The sequence below is a fragment of the Tabrizicola sp. BL-A-41-H6 genome (genome assembly GCF_050632395.1).
Taxonomy (GTDB): Bacteria; Pseudomonadota; Alphaproteobacteria; order Rhodobacterales; family Rhodobacteraceae; genus JAUYQR01.
Genome location: NZ_CP192600.1, coordinates 587,442 through 600,504 on the forward strand (window position 1 = coordinate 587,442; position 13,063 = coordinate 600,504).

The window sequence follows — 13,063 nt, forward strand, 5'->3', positions numbered from 1 at the left end:
GATAGGCATCGCCTATCAAGTGCCCAGGCGAACCGCATCGTCGATCAAGGCTTGCAGGACCGGGGTTTGCGGATCGCGGCGGGCGGCGATCAGGCCGACGGTATGCTCGGCCTCCGGTTCCACGATGGGGATGGAGACGACGCGGCCTTCCATCGCGAACATGTCGGCCAGTTTCTTTGGCACGATGCTGGCCCATTGCCCGGTCAGGACGTGGGAGATGAGCGCAATGATGGAGTTCGATTCGATGGAGGGCGTTACCTGCGCGCCCGCCTCGGCGAGGTGCTGGTTGACGATGCGGCGGTTCTGGTTGTCGGAGGTGAGCAGGCAGAGGGGCACTGCGGCCACTTCGGCCCAGGTGACACGGGGGCGGGTGGCGAGGGGGCTGCCGGGGGCGCAGAGGAGGCGGTAGAATTCAGTGTAGAGCGGCACCTGCGCTACGCGACCGAGGGGCTCGTTGTCGAGGTAGGTGATGCCGGCTTCCAGATCGAGGCTTTCGATCCCGGCGAGAATCTCGGCGCTGGTGCGGCTGAGGATGGCCACGCTGACGTTGGGGTGGCGGGCGGTGAAGGGGCCGGTCAGGTCGGCCACCATCGGCAGGGCGGTGGGAATGACGCCGATACGGAGGTGACCGGAAAGGCCCGAGCGGATGGTGCGCATCTCGTCTTTCAGGTCGCGCATGTCACGGACGATGGTGAGGGCGCGGTCGAGGACGCGCTGGCCCTCGGGCGTCAGGCCCTGAAACCGGCTGCCGCGGTAGACAAGCTGGACGCCCAACTGTTCCTCAAGCTGGCGGATCGCGCCCGACAGCGAGGGTTGGGTGACGCCGCACACCTCGGCGGCGCGGCCGAAGTGTCGTTCCTTGGCGAGGGCGATGAACATTTCCAGCTTGTCGATCATCAAGGAAGCGTGCCCCGGCCTGCCCTTGCCCGCAAGCCCCTGACGGCTTACCTCTGGCGCATGAGACGCTTCATCCCCTTTCTTCCCAAACCCGCTTTCGTGCCGGTGATCCGGCTGACCGGCACCATCGGCACCGGCCCGCGATCCTTGAGCGATCAGGCGCTGGCGAGTTTGATCGAGCGCGCCTTTGCCAAGGGCAAGCCTGCGGCGGTGGCGCTGGTGATCAATTCGCCGGGCGGGTCTGCGGTGCAATCGTCGCTGATCGCGGCGCGCATCCGGCGGCTGGCTGATGAGAAGAAGGTCGAGGTGCACGCCTTTGTCGAGGATGTCGCAGCCTCGGGCGGCTATTGGCTGGCCTGTGCGGCGGACCGGATCTGGGTGGACAAATCCTCGCTTGTGGGGTCGATCGGGGTGATCTTCGCGTCGTTCGGATTTCCCGAACTGATGGCGCGTCAAGGGGTGGAGCGGCGCGTGGTCACGGCGGGCCGGTCGAAAAGCTTTGCCGATCCGTTCCTGCCGCAAAAGGCCGAGGATGTGGAGCGGCTGCGCGCGTTGCAGACGCCGATCCATGAGGCGTTCATCGACCATGTGACGGCGCGGCGCGGGGCGCGGTTGGCGGAGGCTGACCTTTTCAACGCGGATATCTGGGTAGGGCAGGGATCTGTCGATCTGGGGCTGACGGACGGCATCGGTCATCTGGTGCCGAAGCTGAAGGAACTTTACGGCGACAAGGTGCGGCTGGTGCCTTATGGGCAAAAGCGCAGTCTGGCGGAGCGGTTCGGCCTTTCGGTCGTGGAGGATGCGATGAATTCGGTCGAAGAACGCGCGCTTTGGGCGCGGTATGGTCTTTGAATGCTGGTAAAGACGATCCTGATCTTCCTGCTGGCGATGGTGGCTGTGGCCATGATCGGCAAGGCGCTGTTTCCAACAGCAATCGGGCGGATGAGCCAGCGCCGCAAGATGACGGTGGTCTGCGCAAAATGCGGGCGACCGCAGATCGGCAAGACGCCGTGTGACTGCAGGACCCGGCGATGACGGCGCTGGTGACGGGGGCGGCGCACCGGTTGGGGCGCGCGATGGCGCTGTATCTGGCGGGGCGCGGGCATGACGTGGCGGTGCATTACGCCAGTTCTGCCGAAGCGGCAGAGGCCGTGGTGGCAGAGATCCGCGCGATGGGGCGGCGGGCGGTGGCGTTGCGCGCTGATCTGTTGATCGAGGCCGAGACGCAGGCGCTGGTGCCAGCGGCGGTGGCGGCGCTGGGGCCGTTGACGGTGCTGGTGAATAACGCGTCGATCTTTGAATACGACCGGATCGACACTGCGACACGTGAAAGCTGGGACCGGCATCTGGAATCGAACCTGCGGGCGCCCTACGTCCTGACGCAGGCCTTTGCCGCGCAGTGCCCGAAGGCGACGGTGGACGAGGCGGGCGAGCCTTTGGCGAAGGGTCTGGTCGTGAACATGATCGACCAGCGTATCCTGAAACTGACGCCGGAGTTTTCGACCTATACCATTGCGAAGATGGGGCTCTGGGCGTTGACGCGGACGGCGGCGCAGGGTCTGGCGCCGGATGTACGGGTGAACGGGATCGGTCCCGGCCCAACCTTGAAGGGTGCGCGGCAAAGTGAGGGCCACTTTGCCAAACAGCGCGCGGCCACCGTTCTGGGGCGCGGGGCGAACCCCGCGGATATCACGGCGGCGCTTGGATTCTTCCTCGATAGCCCCTCGGTCACCGGGCAATTTCTGGCGATTGACGGGGGCCAGCATCTGGCTTGGCAGACCCCGGATGTGCTTGGAACCGAATAGCCGGATACGGACTGTCAGGAAAGTTGTCCACTTTTTGCAGCGTGGTCACAGTTCCGTCATAAAAGACGAGGGATATCAGGGATTTGGCCAGACATCGAAAAATCTCTTCAATGATATCAAAGGGTTCCAAATGTGCCTAATTATTAGGCAAGTCAGCGAAGCGGGCAAGATACAACGGAAAAAGGCCGCTTCTGAAAACTTCTGCCCAGACTTGTCCACAGAAACCGTGGACAGCTTTCCACTTGCTCAACCCCGTGGTTCAGTGCAGCCGCGGCGAAGAATCGACGCAGTCTGACGGACCTTCGGGATGAACGACAAACCACGCACCGGCCATGAGGTCATTCAGGATTATTTGAGGACTTTGGACGCCTCGCCGGGGGTTTACCGGATGCTGAATGCTGCGTCCGAGGTGCTTTACGTGGGCAAGGCGCGCAACCTGAAGGCGCGGGTGTCGAACTATGCGCGGCCCTCAGGTCATTCCGGGCGGATCGCGCGGATGATCCATGAGACCGCGTCGATGATGTTCCTGACGACGCGGACCGAGCTTGAGGCGCTGCTTCTGGAGCAGAACCTGATCAAGCAGCTGAAGCCGCGCTACAACGTGCTGTTGCGCGACGACAAGAGCTTTCCGAACATCCTGATTTCGGCGGAACATGCGTTTCCGCAGATCAAGAAACACCGGGGCAAGAAGTCGGAAAAGGGCGCGTATTTCGGCCCCTTCGCCAGTGCGGGGGCGGTGAACCGGACGCTGAACCAGTTGCAGAAGGTGTTCCTTCTGCGCAATTGCAGCGACAGCATGTTCCAAAGCCGGACGCGGCCCTGCCTGCAACATCAGATCAAGCGGTGTTCTGCGCCCTGCGTCGGCAAGATCAGCGTTGAGGGCTATGCGCGGTTGGTGTCGGATGCGACGCGGTTTCTGGAGGGCAAGACAACCTCGGTCCAGGCCGATCTGGCAAAGTCGATGGCCGAGGCGTCTGCAGCGATGGAATTCGAACGTGCCGCGGCGTTGCGCGACCGGATCAAGGCGCTGACGCAGGTGCAGCAAAGCCAGGGCATCAACCCGCAGGGCGTGACCGAGGCGGATGTGGTGGCACTGCATTTGGAGCATGGGCAGGCCTGCGTGCAGGTGTTCTTCATCCGGGCCAACCAAAGCTGGGGCAATCGGGATTTCTATCCGCGCACGGGGTCTGGCGCGGAAGAACCGGAAATTCTGGAAGCGTTCCTGACGCAGTTCTACGACGACAAGGAGCCGCCGCGGCTGATCCTGCTGTCGCATCCGGTGGATAACCCCGATCTGGTGGCCGAGGCTTTGGCGGTGCGGGCAGGCCGTAAGGTGGAGCTTTTGGTGCCGCAGCGGGGCGAAAAGGCCGAGCTGGTGGAAAACGCTGCGCGAAACGCGCGTGAAAGTCTGGCGCGGCGGATGGCGGAAAGCTCCACCCAGAACAAGCTGTTGGCCGGGTTGGCCGAGGCCTTCGATCTGGAATCGCCGCCGACCCGGATCGAGGTCTATGACAACAGCCATATTCAGGGGACGAATGCCGTTGGCGGAATGATCGTGGCTGGGGCGGAGGGGTTCGTGAAATCGCAATACCGCAAGTTCAACATCCGGTCCGAGGCGGGGGCGAACAGCGACGACTTCGGCATGATGAAAGAGGTGCTGACCCGGCGATTCGAGCGGCTGTTGAAGGAAGACCCCGACCGCAAGACCGACATGTGGCCGGACCTTCTGCTGATCGACGGTGGGGCGGGGCAAGTGTCGGCGGTGGCCGGGATCATGGCGGAACTGGGCGTGGACGATATCGCGATGGTCGGGGTGGCCAAGGGCATCGACCGCGACGCGGGCAAGGAAGAATTCTACCGCCCCGGCGAGCCGCCCTTTGCGCTGCAACGCAATGACCCGGTCCTGTATTTCGTGCAGCGCCTTCGCGACGAGGCGCATCGCTGGGCGATCGGGGCGCACCGGGCGAAGCGCGCGAAGGCGGTGGGGGTGACACCGCTGGACGACATTCCGGGCATCGGCGCCACCCGCAAGCGCGCCCTTCTGGCGCACTTTGGCAGCGCCAAGGCCGTTGCGCGGGCCGGGATCGGCGACCTGCAGGCGGTGGACGGGATTTCCGAGGCGATTGCGCGCACCGTGCATGATTTTTTCCATACCAGGGGATAGGTCTGCATCCATCAGTGTCAGGAAAGGCGCGCCATTGCCCCTTTCCCGACCGGGCGGTTCAAGCTAGGAGTTGCGGATGAACTGGAACATTCCCAACATTCTGACCGTGCTGCGATTGCTGGCAGCGCCGGGCGTTGCCGTGATGTTTCTGTATTTTCACCGGCCTTGGGCGGACTGGTTTGCGTTGACCCTGTTCGTGGGCGCGGCGGTGACTGATTGGTTCGACGGCTACCTTGCGCGGCTTTGGAAGCAGGAATCGAAGTTCGGCGCGATGCTGGACCCGATTGCTGACAAGGCGATGGTGGTGATCGCGCTGATGGTGCTGACCGGCTACAACGGCATGAATCCGTGGTTGATCCTGCCCGCAACAGTGATCCTGTTTCGTGAGGTGTTCGTGGGGGGTCTGCGTGAATTCCTCGGGTCGAAGGCGGGGCATTTGAGGGTGACCCAACTGGCGAAGTGGAAGACTACGGCGCAGATGGTGGCGATTGCGGTCCTGTTTCTGGGCACGGGGCTTGAATACCTCAACATCCTCGCGCTGGAGGGGCTGACGCCAGAGCAGCATATCGCGGCGGTTGCGGCGGGCGAGGCAGAGGCGATCCGGACCTGCGGCAACATGGACTGCGCGTCCTATGCGAACCTTGTGGGGATCGGCTTGTTGTGGTTGGCGGCGCTTTTGACGATCATGACGGGGCTGGAATATTTCGCGAAGTCGCTGCCGTATCTTCGGGACGACAAATGATCGACGTGCTTTACTTTGCCTGGGTCCGCGAACGGATCGGGCTGCCGCGCGAGCGGGTTGAGACCGGGGCCGCGACGGTGGCCGATCTGGTGGCGGAACTGAGCGCGCGGGAAGAGCGGTATGCCGCGGCGTTTGCCGATACCTCGGCGTTGCGGGTGGCGCTGGATCAGGAGCTTTCCAGCTTTGACGCGCCGTTGGCGGGGGTGAGGGAAGTAGCCTTCTTCCCGCCTATGACCGGGGGCTGAGACATGAAGATCAAGGTGCAGGCGGAGCCGTTTGATCTGGGCGGCGAGGTGGCGGCGTTTTCGGCAGGAGCTGCCGGGGCGGGGGCGGTGGTCTCGTTCACCGGGCTGGTGCGCGACGAGGGCGGGCGGCTGGCGGCGATGGAGATCGAGCATTATCCGGGGATGACGGAGAAGGCGATCGGGGGGATCGTCGAGGAAGCGGTGGCGCGGTGGGCCCTGGTCGATGCCTTGGTGATCCACCGCTTCGGGCGGCTGGGGCCGGGTGAGGCGATCATGATGGTGGCGACGGCGGCGGGGCACCGGGGGGAGGCTTTTGAGGCGGCGGAGTTCCTGATGGACTATCTGAAATCGCGGGCGCCGTTCTGGAAGAAGGAGCTTGGGGCCGAAGGTTCCGAGTGGGTGGCTGCCAAGGATGCGGACGAGGCGGCCTTGAAGCGCTGGTGATGTCCCACCGTGGGACATTGGGACGAACTTATCAGAATCAATCTGTTAGCTTTGCGCGTTAGGGGTTCTTTAACCCCTGCGACCGAAGCGTGCGTGGTAGGTCGGCTGCGGGTCGCCCTCGGCAGCGCGTGCCATGAACACGGCGCGGGCGATGGCGCGGGCGAGGCAGGTGGCGGCGGCGTGGCCGATCTGGAAGCTGTCGGTGGCTTCGTCTGACAGCGGGCGCGCGCCTGTGGCGGCGGCAAAGACGAGATCCCCGTCGAGGAGCGTGTGCGATGGCAGGATGGCGCGGGCCATGCCGTCATGCGCGGCGGTGGCCATGCGCTGGGCTTGGGGTTTGGTCAGGGCCGCATCGGTGGCGACGATGGCGATGGTTGTCGCCTCGCCCCGGCGCTTGGTGGGCAGGGGGGCGTTTGCACTTGGGTAACGTGGTGCCGGGCCGAGGCCGCCGAATTCGGAGCCTTCCTCCCACGAGGCGGCCCAGAAATGCGGGCCGTCGCCCACGGTGACGGAGCCGAGCGAATTGACCGCGACCAGTGCGCCCACGGTGATGCCGGAGGGCAGGATCGCGGAGGCGGAGCCGAGGCCGCCCTTGAGGCGGTCGGTCGTCGCGCCGAAGCCTGCGCCAACGGTGCCGAGGGCGAAATCGGTGGCGGCAGCGGTGAGGGCCTGACGACCGAGGGCGTAGTAGGGGTTGCGGTCCCACGCCTTGTCGCCGCCGTTCAGCAGATCGAACAGGATCGCGGCGGGGACGATGGGGACGCGGACCGGGCCGACGGGGAAGCCCCGGTCTTGGGCGCGCAGGGTGTCTGCCACGCCGGAGGCGGCATCGAGGCCGAAAGCGGAACCGCCGGAAAGGACGAGCGCGTCGACCTTTTGCACAAGGCGGTCGGGGGCGAGGAGGTCGGTTTCACGCGTGCCCGGCGCGCCACCCATGATGTGGACGGCGGCGGTGAAGGGGGCGTCGGCGGTAATGACAGTGCAGCCGGAGCGGAGGGCTGCGTCATGGGCATGACCGACGAGGAGGCCGGGGACATCGGTGATGAGGTTCAGGGGGCCGGGGCGCATGGGATGCTCCTTCTTCGCGGGATTAGGGACGGTTTGCTGCAGTTCGGCAAGGGGTGCGGTTCGTGTGCGGCGGCGGCCCCCCACCCTCTCCCTCCCCCACAAGGGGGGAGGGAAGCGCTTGACTTGGGGGTGTTGGGGGATGATCCAGAGGGGTGCAAGGGCAGGGGGATGCAATGCAAAAGGTTGCGGTGATCACGGCGGGCGGGTCTGGGATGGGGGCGGCAGCGGCGCGGCGGCTGGCGGCGGACGGGTTTGCGGTGGGCATCCTGTCGTCGTCGGGCAAAGGGCAGGCGCTTGCGGAAAGTCTGGGGGGCGTTGGCGTCACGGGGTCGAACCAATCCAACGACGATGTGCAGCGGTTGGTCGATGCGGTGATGGCGAAGTTCGGGCGGATCGACGTTTTGGTCAACAGCGCTGGCCACGGGCCGCGCGCGCCGTTGCTGGAGATTTCGGACGAGACCTGGCATCAGGGGATCGACATCTATTTCCTGTCGGCGGTGCGTCCGACGCGGGCGGTGACGCCGATCATGGAAGCCCAAGGCACCGGCGGCAGCATCATCAACATCACCACCTTTGCGACCTTCGAGCCGGACCCGATGTTCCCGACCTCGGCCGTGGCGCGGGCGGGGCTGGCGGTGTTCACCAAGCTTTTTGCCGACAAGTATGCGGCGCAAGGCATCCGGATGAACAACATCCTGCCGGGGTTCATCGACAGCCTGCCGGAGAAGGCGGAGTTCCGGGCGCGGATTCCGATGGGGCGCTATGGCCGGGTGGACGAGATTGCCGCGACGGTCAGCTTCCTCGCCTCGGAGGGTGCCGGGTATATCACCGGGCAGAACCTGCGGGTGGATGGCGGGGTCACGCGGTCGGTGTGATGCGCGGATCGGGCGTCGGATCGGCGGGGTCGGAGTAACCCATCCCGCCGCCCATGCCGCCGCCACCCATGCCGCCACCGATTCCGCCGCCGCCGGCTGAGCCGCGCTCGGCGCCCTTGCCGCCACGGGCACCGCCGCCGGGTTGCGGGCGAGTCGGGCCTTGGGCGGGGATGGTCAGGGATTTCGGCACGGGGTCGAGGTCAAGCGCCTCGCGGATATAGTCGCGCAGCGAGATGACGAGGTCGGCGGTGTGGATCGGGCGGCCCGCGGCCATGTCGGCGGCGGCCTGGCCTGCGAGGCGGACGTGGTCTTCGGTGCCGAGGAGGAGGATGTCGGCCAGCGCCGCCTCGACCGCGTCACGGATGCGACGGGGTCGGTCTGAGGGGGCGGCGTCCGGATCGGCAAGGTCGCGCATGTGGGCGGGGCTGACGGTCAGTTCGCCGGTGAACGAGCCGCCCAAGGTGCGGTAGGCAGCGATCAGGGTTTTCAGGCGTTCGTTGATCTGGCGGTTCATGCGCTGCTGGCGGGCTTGCAGGGTAAGCATCATCAGGACGCGGATGCCGACGCCGATCAGGGTGATGAGTGCCAGGCCGAAAACGGTGGTGAGGAAGCCCTGCCAGCTGGAAACGTCGAAGTTGCGCATGTGAAAACCCCCGGTTCAGCCGAGACTGAGACCGGGGGCTTGGGAAGGCAAGAGGCGGGATCAGAAGTCGAAAAGCTCGCCCAGGAAGCTTTCCTTGCGCTTTTTCTTGTAGCCGCGGCGATAGTCATCGTCGTCGTCGTCATCCCGGCGGCGCGGCTCGGCGTAGCCTTGCGGGGCATGGCGCGGCGGTTCGGGCTGGTACACGGGGGCTGCGCCGCGTGGGGCGGGCGCTGGTTGTGCGGCGGGAGCGGGCGCTGGTGCGCCAAGGGAGCGTTCGATGATCTTGTCCAGCTCGCCCCGGTCAAGCCACACGCCGCGACATTTGGGGCAATAATCGATTTCCACCCCGCCACGGTCGGCCATTACGAGGGTCTCATTGTCTACCGGGCAGCGCATCGCGTTCCTCCTGTCTTACGGTTGGCTGTTAGATGGGGAGCGATTGGCGCGGTGCAAGCCAAGGCCGGGGGAAATCGGCTTTTGCTTGCCAAACGGCTTGTTTTCGGGCAGGGAAGGGGTGAGCCGTGGCGATGGCGTCGCCGCAGGGGGTGTTTCCCCGTTGCTTGCAGGGGTCACCTTGCGTCCGTCCTGTACGCCGGGACCTTTCGGGGTTCCGCAAGGCGTATCCCCGTGACGGAGGTCTGACAATGACACTGAACCGACCCGCGATGTACCGTTTCCACAATGGTGGGGTGAAGGACACGCTGCCGTTTGCCGATCAGGAATATCACGACCGGCTGGAAGGCCTGCGCGAGATCATGGAACTGCACGAGCTGGACGCCGTGGTGCTGACGTCGATGCACAACGTGTCGTATTACTCGGGCTTTCTCTATTGCTCGTTCGGGCGGCCTTATGCTTGCGTGGTGACGAAAACCGAATGCGTGACGATCTCGGCGGGGATCGATGCGGGCCAGCCTTGGCGCCGGTCGATTGCCGACAACATCACCTATACCGACTGGACGCGCGACAACATGTGGCGCGCGGTGGCTTCGGTCACCGGTGAGGGCAAGAACATCGGCTGTGAGGCTGATCACCTGACCGTCGAGCGGATGGAGAAGCTGAACAGCTTCCTGAAGCCGAAGCGGGGCATGGATATTGCGCCTGCGACGATGTTCCAGCGGATGAAGAAATCGCCAGCCGAGATCACGATGATCAAGCACGGGGCCAATGTGGCCGATGTGGGCGGCTATGCGATTCGCGAGGCGATCAAGGTTGGTGCGACCGAGCTTGAGGTATCCATTGCCGGTCGTGACGCGATGGAGCGCGAGATTGCCAAGCGTTTCCCGGATGCTGAATACCGCGACACCTGGGTCTGGTTCCAGTCGGGCATCAACACCGACGGCGCGCACAACCCGGTGACGAACCGCAAGCTGAAGCATGGCGATATCCTGTCGCTGAACTGCTTCCCGATGATCAGCGGCTACTACACCGCGCTGGAGCGGACGCTGTTCGTGGGCGAGGTCGACCCGGCCTCGATGAAGGTCTGGCAGACCAACATCGACAGCCATGAGTTCGGCATGAAGCTGCTGCGCCCCGGTGCCTCGTGTGCCGAGATCACCATGAAGATCAACGAGTTCCTGGCCGAGCGGCAGATGCTGCAATACCGGACCTTCGGCTACGGTCACTCGTTCGGCATCCTGTCGCACTACTATGGCCGCGAGGCGGCGCTGGAACTGCGCGAGGATATCGACACGGTGCTTGAGCCTGGCATGGTGATCTCGATGGAGCCGATGCTGACCATTCCGGAAGGAATGCCCGGCGCCGGCGGCTACCGCGAGCATGACATCTTTGTCGTGACCGAGGACGAGCCGGAAGATATCACGCATTACCCCTACGGCCCTGCGTTCAACGTGGTGGCGTAAGACCTGCGCCCGCCCTTTCGGGGGCGGGCGTTTTCACTGACCGGACGAAGCGCCGATCGCAAGATTAGGTTCTTGCAATGACCTTCCTGTTTGCCGCCAATGGACTGTCGGGACACCCGACCAGAGCCAGCCATGCCGGCAGAAGGAACGCATCATGCCCTACCCGGATTTCATCAACGCATTGGCCGCCATCGACGTGCCGTTTCCCGAAGACGTGGTGACCACGGCTGTCGTGCGGTCGGATGCGGCGCTGGTGGTGTTCTTTACCTTTCACAAGGCGATGACGCTGCCGATGCATGCGCATGGTGCCCAATGGGGCACGGTGGTCGAAGGCGAGATCGAGTTCACCATCGGCGGCGAGACACGGACCTACCGTCCGGGAGACAGCTATTCGATTCCTGCGGGCGTGCAGCATGGCGGGAAAATCGCTGCGGGGACGCGGGCCATCGACGTGTTCGAGGAAGCCGACCGCTATGCGATCAGGGCCTGACCATAGGGCAGGCTTTTGCGTCGCCCATGAGGGTGTCGGGCCGGATGGCTGCCGGCCAGGCCCGTCAGGCGCGTTTGATCAGGCGGATCAGAAGCAGCAGAATCACCGCGCCGATGGTTGCCGAGATGATCGCGCCAAGCATGCCGCCGCCCATGCCGAACCCTGCGCGCGGCAGAAGTAAGCCCGCGATGAAGGCGCCGACGATACCGACGACGATGTTGCCGACAAGGCCGTAGCCGTAGCCCTTGACGATCAGGCCGGCCAGCCAGCCTGCGACCGCGCCGATGATAAGAAAGACGATCAGTGCTTCGATACCCATTGTGAAGCCTCCCGCTGCCCCTGATTGGAGCCACAGACCAAGATTAACACGGATTTGGCCGAACGTATCGCGCTGTGGCACAGGGCCTGAACGGAAACCGATCTGAATCGGGGGTGTGGCCTCGGGTATTGTTAAGATTCAGGAAATTTCGATCCAACAGGGGTTGACGGAAGGACGCGAGCGTGGCGCAAGGTGAGGCAGTTGCCCCTAACCCTGAGTCTGCCCAGTGAACATCTCCTTTGCCCGGATCGCTGCGATCCTTGCCCTGCCATTGCTGGCCGCCTGTGCCGGCAGCCCCACGCAATCCACATCTCAGGCTGAAGTGCCCGGATACGAAGGGGTGCAGGACGGGGAGTTCTTCATCCAGCCGGTGCCGGAGAAATACCTCTTTGAAGGCAACCGCCGCGAAGAGGTGGCCTATACCGCCGGTGACGAGCCGGGGATGATCGTGGTCGATACCTTCGCGCGCAAGCTTTACTACGTGCTGGATGGCGGGCGGGCGATCCGTTACCCGATCGCCGTTGGGCGCGAGGGGCTGTCGTTCCGGGGCGCGGGCGTGATCGGGCGCAAGTCGGAGTGGCCATCCTGGCAGCCGACAGCGAACATGGTTCGCACCCGGCCTGATTTGTACGCGGCCTATGCGGCGGGCCTGCCGGGGGGGCTTGAAAACCCATTGGGCGCGCGGGCGATGTATCTTTATCGCGGCGGGCGCGACACGATGTTCCGGATACATGGCACCATCGACAATGCGTCGATCGGGCATGCCACGAGCGCGGGCTGCATCCGGCTGTTCAATCAGGATGCGATCGACCTTTATTCCCGGGTCGACACCGGCACGCGGGTCAAGGTGCGGTCGCAGGAGGAAAGCCTTGCTGCCGAAGGCCCGATGATGGACGACGCCTATGGCCGTGTGGTGCCAGAATCGCCGCAGGCCATTGCGCAGAAGGAAAAAGATCTGAAGAAGATCGCCAAGGCCAGCGAGCGCGACGAAAAGAAGCGTCTGGCGGCCTGCAAGCGCCGGGGTCTGCCCGCGGAAGACTGCCCGCTGCCGTTGCCGGACAATCCGGTGGTGACGGCGGGAACTTCGGGGCCGTCGACGATGGCGACGTCTACAGACGGATGACGTAATCCTTGAGCGTGGTCTGCACCACCTCCCACGTTCCCTCATAGCCGGGGCGGATGATCATGCTGTCGCCGGCGTGAAGCTGGATGACGCTGCCATCTGCGCTGGTCAGCACGGAATAGCCGCTGATGATGCGGAAATACTCCCACTCGGAATAGCTGATGCGCCACTTGCCGGGGCTTGATTGCCAGAGCCCGGCGTAAAGGCCATCGGTTTCCTCAAGGCTCCATGTGGTGTGGACGGGGTCGCCGAAGATCACCTTGGCCGGATCTGGGCGGGTGATTTCCGGCACGGTGCCGTCGCGGGTGACGCGCTGGATCAGGGGCATGGGCTACTCCGTTTCGGGCAGTTGACGACGAGGCGAGCCGGGAGGTCAACCCGTTGCGGGC

The 13,063-nt window shown here is 64.5% G+C and carries 16 protein-coding genes and 1 pseudogene; 11 read left to right on the forward strand and 6 right to left on the reverse strand.

What is annotated here, in order from left to right; all coding sequences use genetic code 11:
- Nucleotides 1-15: 15 nt before the first annotated feature.
- A complete protein-coding gene (locus ACROUL_RS02955; RefSeq protein WP_431298060.1) occupies nt 16-897 on the reverse strand; it encodes a LysR family transcriptional regulator in 882 nt (293 codons plus the stop codon).
- A 60-nt stretch (nt 898-957) separates the two neighbouring features.
- Between ACROUL_RS02955 and ACROUL_RS02960 the strand changes: the two genes are divergently transcribed.
- From ACROUL_RS02960 to ACROUL_RS02990, 7 genes are all read left to right on the forward strand, one after another.
- The gene (locus tag ACROUL_RS02960) at nt 958-1,749 is read left to right on the forward strand and encodes a S49 family peptidase (RefSeq protein WP_431301235.1); all 792 of its coding nucleotides are present in this window, start codon (nt 958-960) and stop codon (nt 1,747-1,749) included.
- Nucleotides 1,750-1,932: a hypothetical protein gene (locus ACROUL_RS02965; RefSeq protein ID WP_431298061.1), complete on the forward strand. Its 183-nt coding sequence runs from the start codon at nt 1,750-1,752 to the stop codon at nt 1,930-1,932.
- Nucleotides 1,929-2,702: an SDR family oxidoreductase gene (locus ACROUL_RS02970; RefSeq protein ID WP_431298062.1), complete on the forward strand. Its 774-nt coding sequence runs from the start codon at nt 1,929-1,931 to the stop codon at nt 2,700-2,702. Before ACROUL_RS02965 ends, ACROUL_RS02970 begins: the two co-directional genes overlap by 4 nt.
- Nucleotides 2,703-3,009: 307 nt before the next feature.
- Entirely contained in the window at nt 3,010-4,866 is a 1,857-nt protein-coding gene (uvrC, locus tag ACROUL_RS02975) for an excinuclease ABC subunit UvrC (RefSeq protein WP_431298063.1), read from the forward strand.
- A gap of 76 nt (nt 4,867-4,942) precedes the next feature.
- On the forward strand, nt 4,943-5,608 hold the full coding sequence (gene pgsA, locus ACROUL_RS02980; RefSeq protein ID WP_431298064.1) for a CDP-diacylglycerol--glycerol-3-phosphate 3-phosphatidyltransferase: 666 nt from the start codon (nt 4,943-4,945) through the stop codon (nt 5,606-5,608).
- Complete coding sequence (moaD, locus tag ACROUL_RS02985; RefSeq protein ID WP_431298065.1) at nt 5,605-5,853, forward strand: molybdopterin converting factor subunit 1; 249 nt, start codon at nt 5,605-5,607, stop codon at nt 5,851-5,853. Before pgsA ends, moaD begins: the two co-directional genes overlap by 4 nt.
- Before the next feature lie 3 nt (nt 5,854-5,856).
- Entirely contained in the window at nt 5,857-6,297 is a 441-nt protein-coding gene (locus ACROUL_RS02990; protein WP_431298066.1) for a molybdenum cofactor biosynthesis protein MoaE, read from the forward strand.
- Between the two features lie 69 nt (nt 6,298-6,366).
- On the opposite strand, the gene ACROUL_RS02995 is transcribed toward ACROUL_RS02990, so the two are convergent.
- Nucleotides 6,367-7,365: a P1 family peptidase gene (locus ACROUL_RS02995; protein ID WP_431298067.1), complete on the reverse strand. Its 999-nt coding sequence runs from the start codon at nt 7,363-7,365 to the stop codon at nt 6,367-6,369.
- 173 nt (nt 7,366-7,538) lie between these two features.
- Here ACROUL_RS02995 and ACROUL_RS03000 point away from each other — a divergent pair, with 173 nt between their 5' ends.
- Entirely contained in the window at nt 7,539-8,240 is a 702-nt protein-coding gene (locus ACROUL_RS03000; protein WP_431298068.1) for an SDR family oxidoreductase, read from the forward strand.
- Here ACROUL_RS03000 and ACROUL_RS03005 read toward each other — a convergent pair.
- Together ACROUL_RS03005 and ACROUL_RS03010 are read right to left on the reverse strand one after the other, a co-directional pair.
- Nucleotides 8,224-8,883, reverse strand: a complete 660-nt coding sequence (locus tag ACROUL_RS03005; RefSeq protein WP_431298069.1) for a hypothetical protein — start codon at nt 8,881-8,883, stop codon at nt 8,224-8,226. The genes ACROUL_RS03000 and ACROUL_RS03005 overlap by 17 nt on opposite strands.
- Before the next feature lie 60 nt (nt 8,884-8,943).
- Nucleotides 8,944-9,279 (reverse strand): zf-TFIIB domain-containing protein, encoded by a 336-nt coding sequence (locus ACROUL_RS03010; protein ID WP_431298070.1) that lies wholly within the window; start codon nt 9,277-9,279, stop codon nt 8,944-8,946.
- A 248-nt stretch (nt 9,280-9,527) separates the two neighbouring features.
- On the opposite strand from ACROUL_RS03010, the gene ACROUL_RS03015 reads away from it, so the two are divergent.
- Both ACROUL_RS03015 and ACROUL_RS03020 read left to right on the forward strand, forming a co-directional pair.
- Nucleotides 9,528-10,742 (forward strand): aminopeptidase P family protein, encoded by a 1,215-nt coding sequence (locus ACROUL_RS03015; protein WP_431298071.1) that lies wholly within the window; start codon nt 9,528-9,530, stop codon nt 10,740-10,742.
- Between the two features lie 154 nt (nt 10,743-10,896).
- Entirely contained in the window at nt 10,897-11,232 is a 336-nt protein-coding gene (locus ACROUL_RS03020) for a cupin domain-containing protein (protein ID WP_431298072.1), read from the forward strand.
- Between the two features lie 64 nt (nt 11,233-11,296).
- Here ACROUL_RS03020 and ACROUL_RS03025 read toward each other — a convergent pair whose 3' ends face one another.
- Entirely contained in the window at nt 11,297-11,551 is a 255-nt protein-coding gene (locus tag ACROUL_RS03025) for a GlsB/YeaQ/YmgE family stress response membrane protein (RefSeq protein ID WP_431298073.1), read from the reverse strand.
- 226 nt (nt 11,552-11,777) lie between these two features.
- Here ACROUL_RS03025 and ACROUL_RS03030 point away from each other — a divergent pair.
- Nucleotides 11,778-12,536: pseudogene (locus ACROUL_RS03030) on the forward strand (L,D-transpeptidase); the annotation flags it as partial.
- A 124-nt stretch (nt 12,537-12,660) separates the two neighbouring features.
- Here ACROUL_RS03030 and ACROUL_RS03035 read toward each other — a convergent pair.
- Nucleotides 12,661-13,002, reverse strand: coding sequence for a cupin domain-containing protein (locus ACROUL_RS03035; RefSeq protein ID WP_431298074.1), 342 nt, complete (start codon nt 13,000-13,002; stop codon nt 12,661-12,663).
- Nucleotides 13,003-13,063: the final 61 nt, after the last annotated feature.